Here is a 24,591-nt window from a genome sequence, read left to right as displayed (position 1 = left end):
CTTCAATAATAACTGTACCTTACCTCATCGTCCGTGCAGAGCATAGGGCGCCACTCTCCATGATTTCTCCATGATCTTTCCATCCCGCGGCAAAGATTGAAATGCCCATCATTGCTTAAATCTGTATCGAACCTTATCCCGGCGCAGACAGGCATTGTCATCGGAGCAGGATTTACACCGAATTTGCCAAGGATGGCAGCGCTGGCCCAATCGCAAACAAGGAGAACATGATGAAAAAGACAATTATAGCTATCTCACTGGCCGCTGTAATGGGCAGCACTAACACCTTTGCCTCCGATATCGGCCCTGACATGGGATATGAATACCAGCCGACCCGAGAGGATGCCGGTCTTGGCATCGGCCTGCTGGCCGGGGCGTTAGTCGGCGGCCCCATCGGTTTTGTTGTCGGTGGTCTTATTGGTGCACAGGCGGGGCAGACCGAAGACTACAAACAGCAGTTGACGGAAAAAGATCAACAGCTGGCCGCGCTGCGCAAAGACATCACACATGCACAGTCCGGCATGGCCAAAGCCCGTATAGAGGTAAGTCGGGACAGTACACTGTTACATAAGGTTACATCCGGCGCGAATCGCAAGGCGGTCAATGCATTGGCCAGTGGTATGCGCGTGGATGTGCAGTTTCGAACCAATAGCTCAAATATTGAGCCGCATTACACACCGCAACTGCAAAGGGTGATTGCGGTCATGAAACTGTTCCCCGAGGTGGATATTCAGCTTGCCGGTCATGCTGACCCGCGTGGGGCAGACACTGACAACCTTGCACTTTCCACGCGCCGCATAAACAGCATTCGTCAAATGCTGGTAAAGGCCGGCATAAAAAACACACGCATCCATGCCACTGCCTGGGGAGAGCGCAATACCATTTCGACACCGAGTGATATTGAAGCCTATGCATTTGATCGCCGTGTGGTGATTAATTTTATCACCCAGCCATCAGATGCTGACAAGGCCGCATCGTTGAAAGGCGCAGGCAAACGAGTGGGAAGCATTGTGCCTGTCGGTTTGCGTCAGCAATAAGGCAATAACTCATGAAACTGTTTATACCGATCACTGACGAACTTATTTTCGATCACCCGGAACTGATCTGCGAGCCACTTGTACCGTTTAGCCTTGATTATGAGTGTCATCGCTATCTGGATGGTGTGGAATCTGCAGATAGCCCCGACAAGGAGAACTCAGATGAACAAAATTATAATAGATAAGCGCTATGTGATGCATTGGCTGCTGGGTTTGGCGCTACTGGCAGGCAAGGGGCCTATGTTACAGGCCAGTGAAATGCTGCGTAATGATGGCAGCATGCGTGCATCTGAAGTCACACACGGTTCATTATTGTTGAAAACCGATACCCCCGGACAATATTCTCCGTCACCATTGCTGAACACGGATGTCAGCATGCAGGTGTCCGGTATGGTGGCGCGGGTCAAGGTTAGCCAACAGTTTCGAAATGAAGGCACTGAATGGGCGGAAGGGGTTTATGTGTTTCCGTTGCCGGAACAAGCCGCAGTCGATCGCATGCGCCTGCGTATTGGTGAGCGGGTGATCGAAGGGCAGATCAAGGAACGCAAACAGGCGAAAAAGATTTATCAGCAGGCCAGGCGCGCGGGCAAACGCGCATCACTGCTGGAACAGGAACGGCCCAACATGTTTACTACCTCGGTCGCCAACATCGCGCCGGGTGAACAGGTACATGTTGAAATAGAATATCTGCAAACACTGACGTATACCGACAACCACTTCAGCCTGCGTTTTCCTATGGCGATCACGCCACGTTATATTCCCGGGGCCGCTGTTTCATTGGCTCCGGTAAGCGATGCAGTCAGTTTCAGTGGAAGTGGCTGGGCGCAGGGAAGGCATACGAATACTCCACAGGTAGCGGATGCTGCACGCATCACCCCCCCGGTAGCAACCCCGCAAGACGAGCTGGCAAGCCCGGTAGCCATTTCCATTGACCTGGCACCGGGGTTTCAACTGGCAGAACTGAGCAGTCCTTATCACACCATCCTCAGCAAAGAGGACAGCACAGGCGTATTTCATATCAAGCTCGCCGCAGGCGAGGTTACGGCGGACCGGGATTTTGAACTGGTATGGAAGCCAGTGGCGAATGAGGCCCCCGTTGCCGCGATGTTCAAGCAGCGCTATCAGGACGAGGATTATGCCCTGCTCATGGTTATGCCGCCAGACTTAGCCAATATGAAACAGCAGATTGCCGCACGTGAGTTTATTTTTGTGATTGACGTTTCAGGTTCAATGAGTGGCGACTCAATTGCACAGGCAAAGGCCGCACTTAAGCTAGCACTGGAACGCCTGTCGACACGTGACCGCTTTAACATTATCTGGTTTAACCACGGTTACGGTAGCCTGTTTCCGGATGCGCGTGTTGCCACTTCATTGCGCGTGGCGCATGCAGAACGTTTTGTTGAGCAACTGCATGCCAATGGTGGCACCGAGATGCTGCCGGCATTAAAGCGTGCACTGACTATTCGCAATGATTTCAACAGCCTTCGCCAGGTGATTTTTCTCACCGACGGTGCGGTGGGCAATGAAGACCAGTTGTTCCAGACGATCAATATCCACCTCGGTAACAATAGGCTGTTTACCATCGGTATTGGTTCTGCCCCCAACAGTTATTTCATGCGCAAGGCAGCCGAGCGCGGCCGCGGTACATTTACCTATATCGGCAATACCCATGAGGTGCTGGCAAAGATGGAGCCACTTTTGTTCAAGTTATCGCAACCGGCACTGACTGATCTGAAGCTGGTATTGTCAGACGCCACGGTAGTTGAGACCCTGCCTGACCCGCTGCCGGATCTCTATCTGGGCGAACCCGTGATACTGGCCATGAAGGCCGATCAATTACCCGTTGACCTGCAACTGAAGGGCAGGTTTGGTGCCATGCCATGGCAGACGCAGGTTAACCTGTCCGGCGGACAACAGCGGCAGGGTATCGCCGCGGTGTGGGCACGGCGTAAGATCGCATCACTTATGGACCAGCGTCTGGCTATTCATGGCCAGGACAAACAAAAAGTATTAGGTGACAAGGTTCTTCAACTTGCGCTCAAACATCATCTGGTAAGCAAGTTCACCAGTCTGGTGGCCGTGGATATAACCCCGGTGCGCCATAATGAACCGCTCGTAAGTCATGCGATGAAGACACAATTACCCAAGGGCATGAACGCCAATAAGGTGTTTGGGCGGGTATTCGGCATGGCAAAGACCGCGACCCCTGCGATGCTGCAACTACTCGTCGGTCTGGTATTGCTGCTGCTAGGTATGGTCGCCTGGCCCTGGCTGAACAGGACGGACATATGAAAAAGTTTGTGTTATTGCTGCTCATGCTTGGCGGCGGATACCTGCTGGCAGACGGTGGCTGGATCTACCTCAAGGCAGCGCTCGCGCAACAGCTACTCGAGCGTTCCTGGCAGGAGGCGCTGCAGAGTGGACAAGCGGCCAGACCCTGGCCGTGGGCCGACACCTGGGCCGTGGCGCGGATCAGCGTACCGGCTCAGGGTATCGATCAGATCGTCCTCGCAGGCGACAGCGGGCGTACGCTGGCGTTTGGTCCGGGCCATACTCAGGGCAGTGCCATGCCCGGCGAGGCCGGTAGTGTTGTGATCAGTGGTCACCGTGATACGCACTTCCGTTTTCTGCAGCAATTACAACAGGGAAATGACATCCATCTGCAAACCGCCAGCGGGCAATATCGTTACCGGGTACGGGATATACGATTGCTGAATATACATCGGCATAAACTGGTCAGTGACCCGGACAACAAGCTGCTACATCTCGTCACCTGTTATCCGTTTGATAGCCTCGTTAGCGGCGGACCGTTACGTTATGTGGTGGATGCCGAATTGATTGAAATATAACCAGAAGAGGTGGCCTAACAAAATAATCTTGCTGCTGTTGCCTATTCAGACAGGGCAGGTAGATACCTATGATATCTTATTCAGTAATCTCCGCAGAAAGTGTACCCAGTGGCAATAATGATACTTCTATCTGATCACCCGCCTGCACGGCAACAGGTTTGGTGATTGAGCCTGATATTATCCAGTCACCCGCTTGCAGAGACTCTCCCTGCCTGGCCAGTGTATCAGCAACCACCGAGACGATTTCGGTAATATCTTCAGGATAACGCGAAGGATCGCCGCTCTGAACGTTCTCCTGATTAATAAATACTTTGGCATCAACGTCCCGGGCCGCTAAACCAGGGTGCTCACGGCTAACCGGCCCCAGTATGACAGCCTCGTGAAAGAGATTATCTTCAAGAATTGACGTGATATCATGAGGTGTCCTGGCTACATCAACGATCTCTATTGCCGGCGCAAAGCCCTCAATTGCTGCGGCCAATTGTGCCTTATCCGCACCTGCGGGAACATCCTGCCCAATAAGAATAGCTATCTCTGCCTCGAGCATTATTTTAGAGGCAGCTTTTGCCTTATAAGCCCCATCGTTCTCGAGAAGGCTTTTGCTGGTTAAAAAACCAATAATAGGGGAGGACAGATGCATGCGCTCTTGATCAGCTAAAGTATTAAAGCCAATTTTCCAACCTACTCTTTCCTGCCCGGAAGCGAGCATGGCCTTCCATTTATGCAGCTGTAGATTCATTGCCTGTATCAGCACATCGTCTTCAATAAGTTCCTGTTCAGAAATTGATTTGGTCATGAGATATCACTCTGCGTTTCGTATTCATGAATAGATAGCGTATTGAACAACGATTATCACTGTTAAAAGAATATTAGCCGAAGTATCCCAGGCTCTCTGATAGACGCTTGCCTGCTTCTATGATGATGGGTATCCATTCTTCTTTTCGCCGTTCTATCGGTGCTGAAAGTGATAAGCCACCGGCAATGTCGCCAGCATTGTTATAAATCAACACCCCAATACAACCAACGCCTTTTTCGGCTTCTTCATTATCATAGGCATAACCATTAATTTTTGCCTGTTTGGTTTTGCTGATCAGGTCATCTATGTCCGTAATGGTATTTTCTGTATACGCCGGTAACCCGGTCCTTTGTGCATATTGGCGGCACTCTTCTTCACCCGCTTCTGCCAACATTAATTTACCCACAGCGGTGACATGTAATGGCGCCCGACTACCTATTACCTGTTCGACACGCATCATCTGGCTACTGATGCAACGCTCAACATATACGACCTCGTCATTCTCTCTTATTGTGAGGTTGATGGTTTCGCCTAATTCATCACGTAGTTTTCTCATTATCGGTTTAGCCTGCTGGCTAAGGCCTACGCGTTGGCGAACATGGGAGCCGAGGTGGAGTAATTTAATCCCCAGCCGGTAATAACCGCTGTCATCTCGCTCAACATACTGGTGTTTAGCCAGTGACGCGAGGATTCGAAATGCCGTGGAGGGGTGTAATTCGCTTTCAGCGGAAAGAATCTTCAGGCTGACCGCATCGTCATAGCGCGCCATGATATTCAGCAATAAGGCCATGCGATCAATGACCTGGATGGAGGGTGTTTTGCTCATTTTTAAATTTCCGTATTATGAAAACGATTGTCTATTGTGAAAGATTAGATCATCTTCTATGTTTAAACCAGTACTTATTTAGGGTGAATAGCCTCTATATAGACAAAATTGTACACGATATTGCGCATTATGAAAACGATTGTGTATTGTGGGATTGGGCGGCATGTTCTATGGTTAACCTGTCTTCAAATAGCACCACCCACTGACACAGTGGCTACGAGTAATACGTAATTTTTCGGAGGTGAGCAAAATGACCACAACAGCACAGCAACAGATGCCTGCAGCGCCAGTATTCTGCAAAGGCATTCAGCACTATGGTGAGGCATGGCCGGACTATGCTGATAAAGCCGCTACGGCAGTTATTGCCGAGGGGCAGAGTGCGATCAGTGACTGCTGTAGTCCGCAGTCTGTCTATCAGACGCAGTTGATGGCCGATGCACTACGTTACCTGACCTTACAGGTGTGCGGCTCCAAGGGCTCAGGCCACCCGGGTGGGTTTGCCTCGAGTGCGGATGCGTATGCCGCACTGGTTATGCTGGGCCATACCAATATTGTTACTGAAGTGGGCCACCATGCACCGGGCTTCTATAGCGCCATGTTTCTGGATAGCTCACTTGAAGAGATGGGTATCCATACCGTCAGCGATATGCAGGCGCGTTTTCGTGAACGCCATGGCCTGCTTGGACATTTATCAGGGGCCGTACCAGGCCTGCTCGCACCCGCAGGTCCATTAGGCCAGGGACAGCACTTTGCCATGGCGGGCGCATTACTCCACCCTGAAAAGTTATTCCCGTTCACCATGGGTGATGGCGGTATGGGAGAGCCCTATATCCTCTCAGCCATGATGCATTTTAATACGGCCTACCCAGAAACAACCAACTTTATGCCGACACTGGTCTGGAATGGATACAGCCAGGAACACCATTCGATGGTTTCACGCATGAGCAATGAAGACATGACCAATTACTGGAAAGGTCATGGCTTCAAAGAGGTTGTGTTGATTGATGCAAAAGACTTTGATGACTCAGGCCAGGAAGGTGATTATATCGACAGCACCTATTTTTCATTCGAGAACCGTCTTAAGTTTACCCAGGCAGTACTTGAAGGTGTTGATAAGGCAGCCCGATCCGCCATGGGGGGTACATTAACCGCATTCATTATCAAACAAATGAAAGGCGCCGGCGTACACACAGTGGGCTCAAAGTCACATAATCTGTATCCGGCAGATACGCTGGAACATCCTCAAATTATTGCCGGCCTGCAACGCCGGGCCTTAAATCCGGAGGCATGGCAGATAGTCCGTGATAATTTCGTGCGTGCCGGCGGCGGGCCTGCTGTCAGAACATCCGTCACAGAACATGTTCTCGAGCTTACCCCACTGGGCAAGTTGCCCCTGCATGAATTCAGTAAAGATGAAAAGGCGGTGCCTTCAACCGCCATGGGTGCACTGGTAGCCGCTGTAGGCAAGGCGGATAAGCGTTTCGTCGTCACCAATGCCGATGGTAATGAAGCCTCTGCGATGAAAAACATTAATGATGCGCTGAAAATCCGTCATCCAACGGTGGACCCGCTTTACAACCAGGAACCGAACGGGCAGGTTTATGAACCACTCAATGAAGATGCCTGTGCCGGACTTGCTGCCGGCCTGGCATTATTCGGTTCGCGTGCCTTATGGTTGTCATATGAAAGTTTTGCCATTAATGGCTGGCCAATTGTTCAAACCGTTACCCAGGCCATGGCCGAGTTGCGCCGCAAGACGCCATCCATCGTAACCATGTTTACAGCCGGTGCACTGGAACAAGGCCGTAATGGCTGGACCCATCAACGCCCTGAAATTGAAAACTATTTTGCTGCGATGATGCGTAACGGTAACCTTTTCCCGTTATTTCCCTGTGATGCCAATACGATTCAGGTGGCATACGAATGGGCAACCAATAGCTTCAATAAAGGCATGGTGATCATTGCCTCCAAGAGCCCGTTGCCTGTTTACATGACACTGGATGAGGCCCAACATGCTGTCGAAGAGGGCGCGGCCACTATTTACGAGAGTAAATCAGGCAGTAAGGGCACAATAGTCTTTGCCGTAACCGGTGACATGGTCTTCCTGCCCGTATTTGAGGCGAAAGATAAGCTGGAGACGGAAGGTTACCGTGTCCGCATTGTGGCCGTGGTTAACCCACGCCGTTTATACCGCCCTACCGATGTGGCATGGGATACGGTATCAGAGCCTGATAACAAGTTCATGGACGACGACCACTTTAATGCCCTGTTTGATGCCGATGTATTACTTGCCGTCAGTGGTGGGCCAAGTGCGCCGTTAGAGCCCGTGCTGTTACGTACACGCGCAGCAAAACGTGACACCTTCGCCTGGAAACGTGGCGAGACCACTGCTTCGCCAGCCGAAATCATGAACTTTAACGGCATCACCGCTGAAGCCATGGTTGAGCGCGCTAACATCCTGGCGAAGTAAATTGCTTGTGCCGATGCGCGGTGACGATGACTTTATTGGAGAATTATGACAATAAAAACAAAAATAATTGTTCTCGACGATGACCCGACAGGGTCGCAAACAGTGCATAGCTGTTTGTTATTAACGCAATGGGATGTGGATACATTGCGTGAGGCAATGCTCGATTCGGCACCGTTATTTTTTGTACTGACCAATACCCGGGGGATGGGGGCGGATCGCGCTGCTGCCATCACCCGGGAGGTATGCCGGAATGTTAAGCGGGTGCTTGATGAGCTAAAAAATAACGGTCAGGATATCAGCCCGATCCTTGTCAGTCGCTCAGATTCGACATTACGCGGGCACTATCCTGTGGAAACCGATGTGATCGCCGAAGAACTTGGGCCATTTGATGCACATTTCCTCGTGCCCGCCTTCTTCGAGGGTGGGCGAATAACGCGTGACAGCATTCATTATCTGGTCGTGGAGGGAAAAGAAACGCCGGTACATGAAACCGAGTTTGCGCAAGATTCTGTATTTGGTTATACGCACAGTTATCTACCTGACTATGTTGAAGAAAAGACGTCCGGCAGGATCAAGGCTGAACAAGTTGAACGGTTTTTATTAAGTGATGTGCGTGGTAATAGCCTGGATCGCCTGTTAAAGCTGAAAAACAATGTATGTTGCGCCGTAGATAGTGAAACACAGGCTGATTTGAACCATTTCGCGGAGCAATTAAAAGACGCAACAAAACACGGCAAACGCTTCCTGTTTCGTAGCGGCGCAAGCTTGTTAACCTCCCTGGCAAACCTCCCGGCACAACCCGTCGCGGCAGATGCCATGGCCGAATATGTGCGTGGGGGAAAACCGGGCGCCGTGATTATTGGCTCACACGTTAAAAAAACAACCCTGCAGCTGGAGCAACTGCTCAAGGTAGCTGATGTTGTCGCACTGGAAGTTGATGTGCAGCGCATTCCAACAGAATATAAGACATTATTAGATGAGATTTTGACCCAGGCGAGACAGGCGCATACGCAGCATTTAACCCCCGTTATCTATACCAGCCGTGTTGAACAGGTATTTCCGGATCAACAGAGCCGCCTGGCTTTCGGAGAACAAGTCTCTGCATTTCTCATGGATGTGGTGCGCAACCTGCCTGAAACACTGGGTTACCTGATTAGTAAGGGGGGGATTACATCCAATGATGTCTTGAGCACGGGTTTGGCATTACGCACTTCCCGTGTGGTCGGGCAGATCCTGCCGGGTTGCTCGGTCGTATGTTGTCCAAACAACCATCCGCGTTATCCTGACATGCCGGTGGTGATATTCCCCGGAAATGTCGGCGACGAACATGCCCTGGTCACCGCTTATGAGCGTTTGTCTGCGAAAGCCTAAGCGATGAAAAAGAATCTTGCTCAGGTACTAAAAAAACCCTCTCATGCAGCATCAGATTCTCCTAATATACTTGACGCGGATATGACATTTAGCCTGCTCGACCGTGTTGAGGCCATACAAACAGCTGTAATTATTCACATTGTGAGTCGTCATTCTCATCAGATTCGTGCACCATACGTTTAGCCAGAACAGGTATAGAGCCTGCTTTGTATAAAGCTGCATTATGATAATAATAGCTATAAGAAAATCGAGATAGGGTTCTCCCTGTATCGATGTATACAGCCAACCATGAGGAGTCGAATATGAAAGATGATAAAAAATCTCCAATTCTCAAAGAAAAGGTAGAGGAAACCAGCGGACGTCGAAATTTTATCAAGTCTGCCGCAGCAGTGGGCGGCACGGCCATCCTTGGGGCGCCTTTTATTGGTAATGCCGAAGCGGCAAAGGGCCAGACCTGGAAAATTCAGACGACATGGGATGCGGGCACTACCGGTTATACACTGTTTGAAAAATGGTGTAATGGCTTCCAGGAAAGAACAGGTGGTGAGTTAAAGGTAAAACCCTTTCCGGCTAAATCGGTGGCGGCCGACAATAATGCACTGTTTGAAGCCGTAAAAACCGGTGTATTACAAGGCATGAACCCATTCACCCTGTACTGGGCAGGTAAAATTCCAGCATCAGTATTTTTATCTTCATATCCCGCCGGCCCTGACCAGCCGGCGCAGTGGGATACCATGTTCTATGGCCTGGGTATGCTGAAAATGGCACGTGAAATCTATGCCAAGCAAGGTCTGGTATATGTCGGCCCTATTCAGCATGACGCCAACATCATTCATTCCAAAAAGCCGGTCAATAGTCTCGCTGACTTTAAGGGCCTGAAGCTGCGTGTGCCCGGTGGCATGGTTTCCGAGGTGTTCCAGTCATTCGGTGCGAGCACGGTGAGTTTGCCGGGTTCTGATATTTTTCCGGCTTTGGAAAAAGGCACGATTGATGCGGCAGATTATGTCGGGCCTGCAGTAAACTGGGATCTTGGTTTTGGCCAGGTAACTAAATACATTTTGTTTGGACCTCCCGGTGTCATGTCTATTTATCAGCCGGTTGATTTAATGGACCTCACCGTTAACCAGCGCGCGTGGAACCGCTTATCACCTTCGCTTCAAGCCCTGGTTGAAGAGCAGGTAAAGGCCTACTCACTCGAACACTATGTTTCTATCCAGGGGCGCAACGTTGAGGCACTGGACAAGTTCAAGAAATCAGGCAGTACTGTGTCACGATTAAGCGTGGAAGATGTAGCTGAATTCCGCCGCAAAGCCATTCCCATCTGGTATAAATGGGCGAATAAAGACGCAGATGCGAAACGCGTCTTTAAACTGCAGCTGGACTACATGCTCAATGATGTTATGGGTTACGTTAACCCGAACGATATCAAAGGGCAGAAGTTTAATTAACAAAAACGCCTGGCAATGAAGTAGGGGACAGCATTTCAGCTGTCCTCTACTTTATATTGAAGCAGATTTGGGGGTTATTATATGAATGAGTTACAGGGCTTCGGTTTCGTCGTGCCGCACTGGGCATACTGGGGCTGGCTGGCTATTATGCCTCTAACTTATATGTACTGGCTTAATCGCAAAGAATCTAAGAAAAAAGCAGAACCCACCACACCGGATGAAGAACTTGCGCTTGATATATTGGCCGAAGAGGACCCGGTGCTGCATACGGAGGGGAACAGACTCACTCGTATCATTGATAAAATCAGCGATTATTCAGGGGTGTTTATCGCCTTATGGACCGTTAACGCCGTTGTTGCCTATTTCTATGAAGTCGTTATGCGTTATGTATTTAACATGCCCACCATTTGGGTGCATGAAGCCTCCTTCTTATTATTTGGCATGCAGTACCTGATGACGGGTGCCTATGCCTTATTACACGGCGCACATGTCCGCGTCGACATTCTCTATGTGAAATTGCCTCCACGTGGCCGCGTCGGCATGGATATTTTTACCTCGGTATTTTTCTTTATATTTGCGATTGCCCTCATGGGGACATCATGGGTGTTCTTTACAAGTTCGTACGGCATGAATGAAACCACACTTGAAACCTGGGGCATTCAGTACTGGCCGGTCAAGTTGCTGATGTTCACGGGTGCCGTGTTGATCACCCTGGCGGGCCTCTCAAAACTTATAAAGGATATTATGCTGTTCCGCCTTATGGGCGAGGGTAATAAACAATGAATACTGCAGTGGCTAATACGCCAAACCCTGGGCAGAATCTGTCCGGTAAGTTTTGGACATGGTTAATGATCCTCGCCACTGTCGGTATGACATTTGCCGTGGTCGTCGAGCTTATTAATATCTTTTTTTACGATCCCTATGAAGAAGAATACTTCCTGTTCCGTACGGCCGGAATGCTGGAAGACGCAGACATTGCCACCCTGACCTGGTTAATGTTCGGTACCTTGTTCATTGCCTTGATGATGGGGCTGCCGCTGGCATTTGTAACCGGTGGTCTGGGGGTGGTGTTCATTTATCTGGTCGGCGACCAGGCCATGTTAAACATTATCCCAAGTCGTATTTTTCCAATGATGACGAACTCGGACCTGGCCGCGATACCATTATTTATATTTATGGCTTCGATGTTAGAGCGGGCAGGTTTGATAGAGGAAATGTTTGATGTGGTATACAAATGGATGGGGGGGCTAAATGGCGGTCTTGCCGCTGCCACCATCCTGGCATCAACAATCCTCGCGGCAATGGTTGGTGTCATAGGTGCCGCGGTAGTTACCATGGGTATTATTGCCTTACCGGCCATGTTAAAGCGCAAATATAACCATGAGATTGCCCTGGGCTCTATTATGGCGGGCGGCACACTGGGAATACTCATACCGCCTTCTATTCTGGCAATTCTTTATGCCGTGGTAGCACAACAATCGGTAGGTGAGCTTTACCTGGGTTCCATCATTCCCGGCATAATGTTATCTAGCATGTATGTGGCCTATGTATTGATCCGCTCATGGATGAATCCATCATTAGGCCCTGCAATACCAAAAGAAGAGCGCATCTCTTTACTAGATAAAATATTGTTACTGCGCCAATTGATTGCACCTTTGATTCTGGTCTTTACCGTTCTGGGTTTGTTGTTTGGCGGTATTGCCACCCCCGTGGAAGCTGCCGGTATCGGTTCATTTGGTGCGATTGTTGTGGCCATTATGCATAATCGATGCAGCCTGAAGGGGTTGCGAGATGCATCGGTCAGCACGGCCAAGGCCTCGGCCATGGTGTTATGGATTATCTTTGGTGCATCTGTATTTGTAGGTTTTTATATCTTGCAAGGTGGGCAGGCCTTTATTACTGAAACCATCCTGAGTACCGGGCTGTCTTCTTATGGCATCCTGTTCATCATGATGATTTTATTGGTGGTCCTGGGCATGTTCCTGGACTGGGTGGGCATATTGTTACTGGCTGTGCCGATTTTTGTGCCAATCATTAAATCCTTAACCTTTGATGGCCTGCTGGGTTTACCCCCTGTGCCGGGAGACAAGGTTGCCTTATGGTTTGGCGTGCTTTACCTGGTAAATATGCAAATGTCCTTCATTAGTCCGCCATTCGGCTATGCGCTGTTTTATTTGCGCGGTGTTTGTCCCCCGGAAATAAGTATGGCAACTATCTTCCGATCAGCATTGATATTCCTGGGCTTACAGACATTTGGTTTAATGCTTTGTGTACTCATACCCGGCATCGTCACCTGGTTACCGGGCCTTGTCTACGGTTAACCCTTAATGTGTTGATGCACCGCTCTGTGGAATAAAATACTCCAGAGAGTGGTGCCTTTTTCTTGCGGCCCAGGCTTGTTATAGAACGTTGGCCGAGAAACTTGTCATGGATGTTTTGATGTATGATGCGCGAAGAGAAACTCTTTAGTAAAGACGGTTGTTACTCTCACGTCATTGAGAGCAATGCCTTGTTTCACCGTGAGGCCATTATCTATGGCACCCGTGTGATTCACGCGTTTCTTGAAAACTGTGACGCTGCAAAAACCATTAAAGTGCTTGATCTCGCCTGCGGTGCCGAACCCGTCTCCATTACCGCGATGTTAAAGAATTTTCCCGATAGAAACTTCACTTATACGGGGATCGACATCAATCCGGATCAGGTAAGTTTCGCCAAACAGTATTTTAAATTTCCTGAAAACATTCGTGATGTCACTGTATTTGAAGGCAATGCATGGGACCCTCGCCTAAGCGCACTGGAGGGGCACTATGACATTGTTTTTATGGGGCTCAACCTTCACCATGGCACACCCGAAGAGGTCTATTACCTGGCGACGCAGCTAGCCGTCATAATAAGCGACAAGGGCGTTTACATAAATCATGATGTCTACCGACCTGATGACCAGCCTTATCAAAGAAGACCCGATCACCACCCGGACAATGCCAGGGAGTCTTTCCTGTTATTAGAACCTGGACTCATTGAGTCTGTTCGACTTCCTCATGTCACGCATAACGAGCTCGGCAGTGATGCACCCATTGCTGCATGGCGTCAAACCTACAACGATCTTTTGCGTCAGACATTAATGAATCAGGGGGCGGGGCGTGAATGTGCGGATGCCACCTACCAGCATGCGCATATGCGTGATTACCCGATATCGCTCAGTGACTTCGCGCATATCTTTAAGCAGGCCGATAAGGACTTTAATATAAAAATACTGCGCTATGGCGATGCGCACCCGCTCATGGCCTATATTGCGATGCCGGTCGTTAGCAAAGCCGGTCAGCTGTTAGAGGCTTTATACTGACTTGCCCAATTACCGGTCGGGTTGTTATTCGCACAATCCAATATAATCAATGGCTTATGGGGTGAATTAACCTCGAAAACGCCCGGTCACCGAATAAGCGGCGTAGGGGGTGTAAAAAAGGCCATTTTCACACGTTCTAATCTTCCTATAACACTAAAGATTTCAGCTTAATTACCGATAAGGTAAACAGGTTAACCAACACCTGGTGCGGCGGGCTGTTCGCGATCTGCCATCAGGTAACAAATGTGTACTTATGCAGCCACAACGATACTTGCAAAATGCCGAGTGCCCGATCCCGGGCGAGGCGTGCATGTGGCCGTCCGCGCAGCTTATGTATTGGGCCCGACAATCCTTTCTCACACTGCTGCTGTTTGTTGTCGCCGTTGGCTGGTTGGCGGCCGGCGCCTTCGGGCTCACGGAGCAACTTCTCAACCAGGTTAAGGTGCATTACGGTGAACCGGCCATGGACCGCCTGTTGCAATGGCAATCCCTGGTACAGCATAACAAGGACCTGGATGTCAGCGAAAAGCTGGAAGTCGTGAACCGCTTTTTTAACCAGTCTCGTTTTGTCAGTGACATCGAGCACTGGAAGCGGGAAGACTACTGGGCAACCCCGGTGGAGTTCCTGTCTACGAATGGCGGCGATTGTGAGGACTTTTCCATTGCCAAGTATTTTACCCTCAAGGAAATGGGCGTGCCGGTCGAGCGCATGCGCATCACCTACGTCAAGGCCGTTGAACTGAACCAGGCGCATATGGTACTCACCTATTATTCAAGCCCGGACGCCGAGCCGCTCGTGCTGGATAATCTGATTGACGGCATCTGGCCGGCCTCGCAACGTGATGACCTGGTGCCTGTATACTCCTTTAATGGTGATGGTCTGTGGCTGTCGAAGGAGCGAGGGCAGGGGCGTCGGGTGGGCGGCTCTGAACGCATTGCCCTGTGGCGGGACCTGGGCATCCGCCTGAACAACGAGAATAAGCTGAAATAGTTATACAGGGTGTGCTTTATCTGGCGGATATTGTAGGGTGTACTTCGCGTACTGACCACGGCCGCAGCAGGGGGAGAGGAATAACAAGCTATGTCGTTATCGCGCCAATTGATCATTATTATCACGTTATTATTTATCGTGCTGTTTATCGGTACCCTTGCCGTCAGCACGCATAACACGCGTGGCTATCTTGCCCACCAACTCGAATCCCACGCCCAGGATACGGCCAGCTCACTCGGCCTGTCACTGACCCCGCACATGGCAAACAATGACCTGCCGACCATGACCTCGATGGTCGATGCCATTTTTGATCGCGGTTATTACCGTGACATCCGCATTATGGCTATTGATGGTACGCCGATCATCGAGCGTGCGCTCAATGTTACGGTCAAGGACGTCCCGGCCTGGTTTGTCGACATGTTGCCACTGGACACCCCGGAAGGCCTGAGCACCATCACGCACAACTGGAAGCAGGTGGCACACGTGCAGGTGCGCAGCCACCCCGGCTATGCCTACCTGGACCTGTGGCGCAATACGGTCGATACCTTCTGGTGGTTCCTGTTCTCGTTTGCCGTGGGTGTTGCCGCGTTTGTCATGGTGTTGCGCGTTATCCTCAAGCCGCTAAGCCAGGTGGAAAACCAGGCACTGGCGATCTCCCGACGTGAGTTCCCGATTATGCACAAACTACCGTGGACACGGGAGCTGCGTCGCGTGGTCATAGCCATGAACCGGATGTCGTTCAAGGTCAAGGGTATGCTCAGCGAACAGACCGATATGATTGAGCGCATCCGCAAGGAGGTCTATGTTGACCCGCTCACCGGGCTCGCCAACCGGCGCAGCTTTGATATGCAGCTTGAGCACCTCGTTAAGGCCGCCGATGACATTCATCAGGGGGCGGTGTTATTCATTGGCCTGAAGGACCTTGCCGAGGTTAACACTACGCGGGGTTTCCAGCAGGGCGATGAACTGCTCAAAGAGACCGCCGATGCCATCCGGCGTTGCACCGCACCACTTGGCCAGGTGTTTGTGGCCCGTATCTCCGGTGGGGAATTTGGGGTGTTGTTGCCTGGTGCCCATATCGAAACAGTGAATGAACTGGCCAAAGAACTCGCCTACCAGATCCCGCTCATCGAGGAACAGATTACCGAACAGGGAACCTGCCATATTGGCGGTGCCTGGTATAGCGGCAAGATCCAGGGCGACAGCCTGCTCGCCAAGGCCGATATGGCATTGCGGGCCAGTCTGCAGCAGGGCCCGAATGCCTGGCAGGTCTATGGCATGGACGAGCAGGCACCAACGGTTGTGCATGGCGCGCAGAGCTGGGCGAAGATCCTGCAAAACAGCATCGACCTGCACAAATACGTCTTCTCGCGTCAGCCCGTGATCAACATTGCAGACGGTCACCGCCTGCATTACGAGCTGTATACGCGCCTGATGGGGGATGACGGTGCGCCGATCTCAGCGGCCGTCTTCATGCCGACGGCCGAGCGCCTCGGGCTCATGCCAAAGCTGGACCGCTACATCCTCGAAAACCTGCTGTGCAAACTCGCTACGGCAGACGAAAACGGCACCGGTAGTTACAGCATTAACCTCTCGCCCTCATCGGTGCACGACCCGGCCTTCATGGACTGGGCCTATGCGCGGCTGGCCGCCGCCCCGGCGCTGGCCGAGCGCATTATTCTCGAGACCCCGGAATATGCGGCAATTGCCGATACACCGGCCTTCAAGACAATGGTGAGCCGCTTTCAAGCGCTTGGTTGCCGGGTTTCACTTGACCATTTTGGTACGGCATTCGCCCCGTTCGGTTACCTGCACGACCTGAAGCTCGACTTCATCAAGATCCACGGCGGCCTGGTGCGCGGCGTGAGTGAAAACAAGGATAATCGCTTCTTTATCCAGTCTTTATGCCAGATCGCCCACGGTCTGGATGTGCAGGTGCTCGGTGAGTTCGTCGAGAACGAGGCCGATTGGCAGCAGCTCAAAGAGCTCGGCCTCGACGGTGCCCAGGGCTACCATTTCGGTCAGCCTGAGGCCTGGTAGTCATCAATTTACTTATAACGAATAACAAATGATTCAATCGCATTCCAATGCCACTTCTTCTCGCCTTGACCGTGGCTTGTTCTATGCGCTGCTGGCATTCGTCGTCTGGGTGCCGTTGCCGTTGGGCAGTAACCGTATCTGGGCCTGGAGTCTTATGGAGGTCTGGGTATTCATCATGTTTGCCCTGTGGTGCTGGGGTTATGCGCGGGGCCAGTTATACATTCCCCCCCTTATATACAAGGCCAGAACGGCATTACTGCTGTTGCTCGCCTGGATGCTGCTGCTGACGCTACAGATCACCCCATTACCCTCGAGTATCATCGCCGTGCTGTCTCCCGAGGCGGCGCGCATGCACGGGCTGGCCCAGGCATTTAGTGGGCAAGAGGCATGGATGACACTTTCGGTCGACCCGGCATCGACCCGTGCTTACTGGTTGAAAAGCCTCGCCTATGTGCTCCTGTTTATATTGATACTGCTGCTGGTCAGGCAGCGCCAGCGCCTCCGTTTATTGGCCACTGTGCTGGTTTTCAGCGGGGTATTTCAGGCAGTTTATGGCAGCTTTCTGACCCTGTCTGGCCTCGACCACCTGTTTGTGCAGTCTGGTAACCCGGCCGTTACCTCCGGGACATTTATCAACAGAAATCATCTCGCCGGTTATCTGGAGATGTGCCTGGCGGCAGGCACGGGCCTGCTGATTGCCGGCCTGGAAGGCGGCACGACCCGTTTCTGGCGACAACGATTGCGCAATGTGCTGAAGTTCATCTTCAGCCCGAAGATGCGCCTACGGATCTATCTCGCCATCATGGTGATCGCGCTGGTTCTGACCCACTCGCGCATGGGCAACACGGCATTCTTTGCCAGCATGATGATCGCGGGCGTGATCGGTCTCATGCTCACTCGTCATGCCACACGTTCGACCGTGATCCTGCTCGTTAGCCTCGTGATCATCGATATCATGATCATCGGTACCTGGTTCGGCATCGAAAAGGTGGTACAGCGGATAGAACAGACCAGCATAGATAAAGAGGAACGCGTTGAAGTAGATATTTATACTCTTGAGCTAATAAAGGATTATCCCGTGTTCGGAGCGGGTGGTGGCAGCTTTTCAACGGCCTTCCCCCGCTACCGTGGAGGAGACATAAAGGTATTTCACGATCATGCCCTTAATGACTACCTGCAGTTCGCCACCGAATCTGGCGGCTTAGGCCTTACCATATTGGGCCTGTTTGTTCTAAGCATCATACTCCAGGCCCTGAAGGCCCTGCGGCAGCGCCGGGACCCCTTGTACATAGGTATCGCCTTTGCCGTTATCATGGGTACCTCAGCGATCCTTATCCACGGCACCGTCGATTTTAACCTGCAGATACCCGCTAACGCCGCAACCTTTATGCTTTTGCAGGCGTTTGCATCGTTGGCCTTGCACCTGCAACGAGCGAATACGTAACAGTAATGAGAACTGGTGACTCTCTAGCAGGGATACCTTATCCCCTCCCCCTTTGAGGGGGAGGGCTAGGATTTTGTATAGGAAGTACTTATTTTGCGGAGCACAGGGATGCGCGAGAGCATGGGGCGGTACAGCAGTAAATAAAAAATAAGCAGTGAAGCAAATTAGAAACTCGACAAGGAACCTAACTGATTTTCTTTTGCGACACTAGGGTTCACAGGGCGAGCAACACGCCCTGATCCTGCTTGAATGCCTTGGCCGCCTGATTCCGTTTGTATCTCACAAAATAATCTTGCCAAAGTATCTTGATAATACCCTGATGCTGGGTATGGTCATGGCGGGTCTGGATGTGGTATGTTCAACCAGTGAACACAGGCACTTGACTGACAAGTGCATAAAAAAACTATAATAAAAACATTACAATAACTAAAATTTCCATGCTGCCTGGGGAGGACGGTATGGCGGTAGCGTGCCTGAATTCACTCATAACGGCTTATTCGTTACCCATTACAAATCACCCGTCACCACTCTTAGATACCAATTACCAGAAAATGAATGAAGAAATTTCATACCGGGTCATCAAGCTCATTGAGCAGAATCCCGAGATCTCGCAGCGCCAGCTGGCTGAGGAGCTTGGCGTAAGCCTGGGTAAAACAAACTATTGCCTCAAGGCGCTTATTGAGAAAGGGCATATCAAGGCCTCCAATTTCAAGAACAGCCACAACAAACTGGCTTACTCCTACCTGCTCACACCCGAGGGCATAAAAGAGAAGGTCAGGATCACGGCATCATTTCTGAAGCGCAAACTTGCAGAGTTTGATGCCCTGCAAAACGAGATTGAGACACTCAAACAGGAAGTGACACAGTCTTCCTCATCGAGTGAAATTTGACAGGCACGTTATCGCAATTAGGCCTTGATCATTTATCATTAATTATTAGTTCCACAAACTATAAAAATGAAAAACATAAAAATTCGTACACTTAGTAACGAACCTTTAATCATCGCCATCATTGGACTTAGCTATATCGGTCTGCCTCTTGCTGTCGAGTTTGGTAAGATATATCAGACCATTGGTTTCGATATATTAACGAAAACAGAATACGGGAACTTCAGCCGGGGAGAGACAGCATCTTGGAGATCAAGGAGGATGAGCTGAACGGCATACCTCATCTCAGTTACACCTATAATCTGGATGAAACCAAAGCGGCCAATATCTCATCACCGATACGCACGGGCGTGTACTTCGAATCAGTAGTCAATGTGATCAGAGCATAGGTGCGGCTCCCTCGCCACAATCAACCCTTGAGAAAATGAATGATTGATTTAATGAGAATTACTGAGATTAGATCGCTGATCTGGCGACTCGGACGGCGCCTATATTGCTGGGCTAGGCGTGATGTGACCAACAATCCCACATTCAACGGCGAGTATTGGCTGATAGAGAAACTCCTTGGTGATCTGGCTGGTAATACAGAAATCTTGATGGATATTGGGGCCAACCAAGGTAATTGGACCGCGCAAGCGCGCGGAATCCTTGATCGGTTCGGTAAACGTGGGCTGATATATGCCTTCGAACCGACCCAATCCACATATGCGTTTTTGTCAGACAGATTCAAGGCTGATGCTTGCGTAAAACTAAACAAAATAGCCTTATCCGAGCATACCGGTGAAGCTGAGTTCTTCGTTGTTGGCGAACTAGCAGGAACGAACTCGCTGCACAACACTCAAGGCGCCGTCGCCGAGAAAGTTCTGACGCAGAGGTTCGATGATTTTCTGGCATCAGTAGGGCTGGAAACGGTTTTATTCGTAAAGTGCGACACTGAGGGGCATGATATGAGCGTTCTGCGCGGTGCCGAGAAAAGCTTGCGTGCAGGGTCTATAGGAGTTTGGCAATTTGAATACAACCACCGCTGGGTTGCGAACCATTCGATGCTGAAGGATGTGTTCGATTTCATTGAAGACAAACCATACAGATTGGGAAAACTTTATGGCAACGGAATTGAAATTTATGAAAAGTGGCATCCCGAGCTAGAGCGGTTTTTCGAGGCCAACTACGTTTTGGTTCGTAATGGCTGTTCTATTGAAAATCTTTCTACGCCCACGCGCTTTGATGCGAACAATACCCTTGTTCCAGTCCGGTAGGCGAATGTTCAACGATTTAAGTTATGTGTTCTAACTGTTTAAAGTTTAGTTTCAAAGTCGCGCGGCGATGGCGGACTCTTCAACGGAGGCTTTTTTTATAATTTCTCCGAAATGTTTCGATCTCATCGAGGGCGATCGCAGCAGTTAGGAAGGGGGCCCTTTACCAGGCTTGCAGAGATGGGCCAGATGATGGCCTTTGAACATCAGGGATTCTGGCAGCCCGTGGATACCTTACGCGATAAAAACATTCTCGAAGAACTTTGGACCTCCGGCAAGGCGTAATGGAAAGTGTGGCCATGAATAGGGCATTCTCGCGTGGCAAGCGGGTTTTCCTGACCGGACACACCGGCTTCAAGAGGGGGCTGGGGAACAACCCCAAGCCGCCGTGTGGGAATACCTCAAGGCTCAGCCAGAATTTGAGATCGACAAACAGATCGATTACAAGCTGCTGATCAGTGTCGCACCGAATGGATATTTGAAACGGGTTCGGTAGGCTAGGCTGCATATGCATATACGCGCTCATTAACCATGTCCCTGAAGAAGAACGTCGTCGCGAATTATCTCGGTCAGGGTTGGCGCGCCCTGATGGGGTTGGCCTTTATTCCGCTGTACATCAAGTACCTTGGAATTGAGGCCTACGGCCTTATCGGCATATTCGCCATTCTGCAGGCATGGATGGCGCTGCTCGATATGGGGATGAGGCCAGCCTTGGGCCGGGAAATGGCACGCTTTACTGGCGGTGCGCACAATGCCCAGTCCATCCGGGAGTTGTTGCGGAGTATCGAGATCATCGGGATCGCTATCGCCGGAGCAGTAGCGCTCGGGATCTGGGCCGCCTCGGGTTGGCTGGCCGTCGAATGGGTAACAGCAAATGACCTGCCGCTGCAGGTGATAGCCCAGGCGTTCGCGGTAATGGGTGCGGTTACCGCGCTTTCGTTTATCGAAAACATCTATGTGAGTAGCATCGTTGGCTTGCAGCACCAGGTACTACAAAACGTCCTGAGCAGCATCCTGGCCACGGCGCGTGGCTTGGGCGCGGTAGGCGTGCTGGCCTGGGTATCCCCTACCATCGAAGCCTTCTTTATCTGGCAAGGTCTGATTTCGCTGACGACTGTCGTGATGTTTGCCGGAGTGGTTTACCGTACTCTGCCGAAGAGTCCCCGACCCGCGCGCTTCTCCTGGTCCGCACTGATTGGCATCTGGCGTTTCGCGGCAGGCATGATGACGATCACCTTGCTGGCATTGCTGTTGACTCAAGTCGACAAGATTCTGCTGTCGCGCTTGCTGACCTTGGAACTCTTTGGGTATTACGCCTTGGCGGGGACCGTCGCCAATGCCCTGTATATGCTGATAGGACCGATCGCCAACGCGTTTTATCCCCGCTTTACCGAACTTGTGACACGTGGTGACGAGATTGCATTGCGCTCGGCCTACCATCAGGGGGCGCAACTGGCAACAGTTCTGATGGGCTCAGCCGCCATTGTGCTGATGGTGTTTGGCGACAGGGTGCTGCTATTGTGGACTGCAGATTCGGCACTGAGCCAACACGTGGCACCGTTGTTGTCTGTCCTAGCTCTGGGGACTCTGTTCAACGGGCTGATGTGGATTCCATATCAGACGCAACTGGCCCACGGTTGGACTACACTGACGATCAAGATTAACAGCGTTGCGGTTGCTGTGCTGGTGCCAGGCATTCTATGGGCTGTTCCGAAATACGGCGCCATAGGTGCAGCGTGGGTCTGGGTGGCGCTGAATACGGGTTATCTGATCTTTGGCATTTATTTCATGCATCGGCGGCTGCTTCCTAAGGAAAAATGGCGCTGGTACTGTAAGGACGTGGCCATACCTCTTGTTACCGCGACGGCGACCGCCGCGTTATGTCGCTGGGCGATCCCGGCCGAGATGAGCAAGATCGTTGAACTCGCCATACTGATGATAGTTTCCGTTTGTGTGCTGATTGCCGCGGCCCTAACTGCCCCAATGGTGCGGCATCAGATCACCCGGTATTTGACGGACAAGGTCAAGTTAATTACGACAGGAAGTAGTAGACAACCATGACAAAAAATGAAAAGGGGATTGTAACTCCAACGGTCAGTATTGGAATGCCTGTTTACAACGGAGCCGAATATATTCGTAAAGCGATTGATTCATTATTGTCACAGACGTTCAATGATTTTGAGTTGATTATTTCTGACAATGCATCGAGTGATAGTACTGAATATATTTGTCAGGAGTACGTAAAAAATGATTCTCGAATAAGATACTTTAGGCAGCCTGAAAACATGGGTGGCGAATGGAATTTTAGGTTTGTATTCGAAGAAGCAAAAGGAACTTATTTTATGTGGGCCGCGGCTGACGATATGTGGGCACCCGATTGGATTAAGAGATTGTTAGATAATTTTTCAGAGGGTGTGTGCATCTCCTTTGGGAAAATCGTGGTTATTGGAGTAGATGATCAAATATTAACCCAATATCATCCTATGCAACTAAACTCTAACAAGCTAGTGCGGCTGGCACAATTCTTTCTTTGGAATTCCGCTTGGAAAGCAAATCTTTTCTATGGCCTTTACAAACGGTCGATATTGACAGAAAATAAAACGGAGTTCTTTAGCGTTTGGAACAATCGATGGGTAGGAGCAGATGACAACCGCCCGATTTTTCTCGCGCTGCAATTTGGGCGGCTAGAAAATGACTCCACTGCTTGTTATTTTAAGAGAGACCATCCTGATTCAGCGGCATACCAAGTATCTTCATCTTCTTTTTATATGAAACTCCTACATACCGCTTTCCCATATAAGACAATTTTGCTTCACTGTTGGTTTCTTTGTATACCATCAAAGTGGGATGTTAAAATTATGCTTTTGGCTACCCTTCCTATAGATATTATTAGAGTAATGGCAACCACTTACAAGAATGCATTTTCGCATCTTCTTAGGAAGAATAGACTTCTCCGACGGAAGTCGAGGTACTAACTGTTATGTATCAATCGGGAGTGTAACATGCTTAAACAGGAGCCTCTGACGCAGGATGTAGTGGATGTCTCCGTTCTTTTCATTACCTACAATCGATCAGACCTGCTGGAAATTGCTTTCCGATCCATTCGAGAGCGAATGGATTTTGGCAATCTACGCGTCGAATTTGTTGTTTCAGACGATGCGAGTGATCCAGAGAATCTCTCTCGGGTCCAGTCGTTGCCGTTCGACAAACATCTGCTTTCAGAGACAAACAAGGGGCTGGGAGCCAACACCAATAAAGGCATTGTTGTGACGAAAGGCAGTTACATTCTACAAATTCAGGATGACTTCGAGTTTGTTGGAGCTAGAACCCTTATCTTTACGGCACTACAAATAATGCAAGCAGATCGGGATGTCGGAATCGTCCAACTCACAAATGAGACGCCTGGTGTTCCTCATGAAGCACGCTGCCTAGACGATGGTACACGATATTTGGTTTTTGAGAACGACGGCATTCCTCAGTTGCGAGATTGTAGTGCTCGACCGTATTCGGACCGACCACATTTAAAGCGCAGGCAGTTCTGCGAGGACATTGGCCCATACAGGGAACGCGTACCAATGACAGATATGGAGCTTGCTTATCAGCGACGCGTCGCGTGCCAAAAACGGTGGCGGGTGGCTACTATTGTCCAAGCGACGGCATTCAGTAACCTTGGCGTTGAGCGCAGTTTTAATCCAGGTTACGTACGCGCAAGGCGTTTAGAGCGGATTGAAGGTTACCCTTTAGTCGGCACGGTTTTTCGGCGATTGAGGCCCACGATGAAGCGAGTACGTGATTGGGTTCGCGATCTTCGTCTATGACGTACCGTACTTTTCAAC

The 24,591-nt window shown here is 50.6% G+C and carries 21 protein-coding genes; 19 read left to right on the top strand and 2 right to left on the bottom strand.

All coding sequences use genetic code 11. The annotated features are described in order from the left end of the window. The first annotated feature begins 227 nt into the window (after positions 1 to 227). The 4 genes from pdsO to EL386_RS09600 are packed head-to-tail and all read left to right on the top strand — an operon-like array spanning position 228 to position 3,886. Complete coding sequence (pdsO, locus tag EL386_RS09610; RefSeq protein WP_126455679.1) at positions 228 to 1,037, top strand: sortase-associated OmpA-like protein PdsO; 810 nt, start codon at positions 228 to 230, stop codon at positions 1,035 to 1,037. A gap of 11 nt (positions 1,038 to 1,048) precedes the next feature. Further along, complete coding sequence (locus tag EL386_RS15625; RefSeq protein ID WP_172597695.1) at positions 1,049 to 1,222, top strand: hypothetical protein; 174 nt, start codon at positions 1,049 to 1,051, stop codon at positions 1,220 to 1,222. Further along, positions 1,200 to 3,329: a marine proteobacterial sortase target protein gene (locus tag EL386_RS09605; RefSeq protein WP_172597694.1), complete on the top strand. Its 2,130-nt coding sequence runs from the start codon at positions 1,200 to 1,202 to the stop codon at positions 3,327 to 3,329. Before EL386_RS15625 ends, EL386_RS09605 begins: the two co-directional genes overlap by 23 nt. After that, positions 3,326 to 3,886 (top strand): class GN sortase, encoded by a 561-nt coding sequence (locus tag EL386_RS09600; RefSeq protein ID WP_126455674.1) that lies wholly within the window; start codon positions 3,326 to 3,328, stop codon positions 3,884 to 3,886. The genes EL386_RS09605 and EL386_RS09600 overlap by 4 nt, the downstream gene beginning before the upstream one ends. A gap of 76 nt (positions 3,887 to 3,962) precedes the next feature. On the opposite strand, the gene EL386_RS09595 is transcribed toward EL386_RS09600, so the two are convergent. Next, positions 3,963 to 4,682, bottom strand: coding sequence for a 2-keto-4-pentenoate hydratase (locus tag EL386_RS09595; protein WP_126455672.1), 720 nt, complete (start codon positions 4,680 to 4,682; stop codon positions 3,963 to 3,965). A 73-nt stretch (positions 4,683 to 4,755) separates the two neighbouring features. Continuing rightward, the gene (locus EL386_RS09590; protein ID WP_126455670.1) at positions 4,756 to 5,508 is read right to left on the bottom strand and encodes an IclR family transcriptional regulator; all 753 of its coding nucleotides are present in this window, start codon (positions 5,506 to 5,508) and stop codon (positions 4,756 to 4,758) included. A gap of 250 nt (positions 5,509 to 5,758) precedes the next feature. Here EL386_RS09590 and EL386_RS09585 point away from each other — a divergent pair, with 250 nt between their 5' ends. The 15 genes from EL386_RS09585 to EL386_RS09505 all read left to right on the top strand — a co-directional run bounded on the left by EL386_RS09585 (position 5,759) and on the right by EL386_RS09505 (position 24,573). Further along, positions 5,759 to 7,978: a phosphoketolase family protein gene (locus EL386_RS09585; protein ID WP_126455668.1), complete on the top strand. Its 2,220-nt coding sequence runs from the start codon at positions 5,759 to 5,761 to the stop codon at positions 7,976 to 7,978. 45 nt (positions 7,979 to 8,023) lie between these two features. Next, positions 8,024 to 9,349 carry a four-carbon acid sugar kinase family protein gene (locus tag EL386_RS09580; RefSeq protein ID WP_126455666.1) on the top strand — a complete coding sequence of 442 codons (1,326 nt, stop codon included), beginning with the start codon at positions 8,024 to 8,026 and terminating at the stop codon, positions 9,347 to 9,349. A 302-nt stretch (positions 9,350 to 9,651) separates the two neighbouring features. Further along, a complete protein-coding gene (gene dctP / locus EL386_RS09575) occupies positions 9,652 to 10,797 on the top strand; it encodes a TRAP transporter substrate-binding protein DctP (RefSeq protein WP_126455664.1) in 1,146 nt (381 codons plus the stop codon). A gap of 81 nt (positions 10,798 to 10,878) precedes the next feature. Beyond that, complete coding sequence (locus EL386_RS09570) at positions 10,879 to 11,580, top strand: TRAP transporter small permease subunit (protein ID WP_126455662.1); 702 nt, start codon at positions 10,879 to 10,881, stop codon at positions 11,578 to 11,580. After that, positions 11,577 to 13,118, top strand: coding sequence for a TRAP transporter large permease (locus EL386_RS09565; protein ID WP_126455660.1), 1,542 nt, complete (start codon positions 11,577 to 11,579; stop codon positions 13,116 to 13,118). Before EL386_RS09570 ends, EL386_RS09565 begins: the two co-directional genes overlap by 4 nt. Positions 13,119 to 13,240: 122 nt before the next feature. Beyond that, positions 13,241 to 14,140 carry a class I SAM-dependent methyltransferase gene (locus EL386_RS09560; RefSeq protein WP_126455658.1) on the top strand — a complete coding sequence of 300 codons (900 nt, stop codon included), beginning with the start codon at positions 13,241 to 13,243 and terminating at the stop codon, positions 14,138 to 14,140. 253 nt (positions 14,141 to 14,393) lie between these two features. After that, positions 14,394 to 15,131: a transglutaminase-like cysteine peptidase gene (locus tag EL386_RS09555; RefSeq protein ID WP_197722049.1), complete on the top strand. Its 738-nt coding sequence runs from the start codon at positions 14,394 to 14,396 to the stop codon at positions 15,129 to 15,131. A gap of 90 nt (positions 15,132 to 15,221) precedes the next feature. Further along, positions 15,222 to 17,171, top strand: coding sequence for an EAL domain-containing protein (locus EL386_RS09550; RefSeq protein WP_126455656.1), 1,950 nt, complete (start codon positions 15,222 to 15,224; stop codon positions 17,169 to 17,171). A 28-nt stretch (positions 17,172 to 17,199) separates the two neighbouring features. Beyond that, positions 17,200 to 18,615, top strand: coding sequence for an O-antigen ligase family protein (locus tag EL386_RS09545; protein ID WP_126455654.1), 1,416 nt, complete (start codon positions 17,200 to 17,202; stop codon positions 18,613 to 18,615). Between the two features lie 551 nt (positions 18,616 to 19,166). Beyond that, positions 19,167 to 19,505, top strand: a complete 339-nt coding sequence (locus tag EL386_RS09540; RefSeq protein ID WP_126455652.1) for a MarR family EPS-associated transcriptional regulator — start codon at positions 19,167 to 19,169, stop codon at positions 19,503 to 19,505. A gap of 425 nt (positions 19,506 to 19,930) precedes the next feature. After that, entirely contained in the window at positions 19,931 to 20,758 is an 828-nt protein-coding gene (locus EL386_RS09530; protein ID WP_126455650.1) for an FkbM family methyltransferase, read from the top strand. A gap of 307 nt (positions 20,759 to 21,065) precedes the next feature. Then, positions 21,066 to 21,251 (top strand): CmcI family methyltransferase, encoded by a 186-nt coding sequence (locus EL386_RS15885; protein WP_126457310.1) that lies wholly within the window; start codon positions 21,066 to 21,068, stop codon positions 21,249 to 21,251. 35 nt (positions 21,252 to 21,286) lie between these two features. After that, positions 21,287 to 22,816 (top strand): oligosaccharide flippase family protein, encoded by a 1,530-nt coding sequence (locus EL386_RS09515; RefSeq protein WP_126455648.1) that lies wholly within the window; start codon positions 21,287 to 21,289, stop codon positions 22,814 to 22,816. Then, positions 22,813 to 23,730, top strand: a complete 918-nt coding sequence (locus EL386_RS09510; protein ID WP_126455646.1) for a glycosyltransferase family 2 protein — start codon at positions 22,813 to 22,815, stop codon at positions 23,728 to 23,730. Before EL386_RS09515 ends, EL386_RS09510 begins: the two co-directional genes overlap by 4 nt. A gap of 27 nt (positions 23,731 to 23,757) precedes the next feature. Next, positions 23,758 to 24,573, top strand: a complete 816-nt coding sequence (locus tag EL386_RS09505) for a glycosyltransferase family A protein (RefSeq protein WP_126455644.1) — start codon at positions 23,758 to 23,760, stop codon at positions 24,571 to 24,573. Positions 24,574 to 24,591 lie beyond the last annotated feature (18 nt).

Origin of the sequence: Sulfuriflexus mobilis (genome assembly GCF_003967195.1) — a bacterium.
Taxonomy (GTDB): Bacteria; Pseudomonadota; Gammaproteobacteria; order AKS1; family AKS1; genus Sulfuriflexus; species Sulfuriflexus mobilis.
This window is presented reverse-complemented; position numbering and strand designations above follow the sequence as displayed.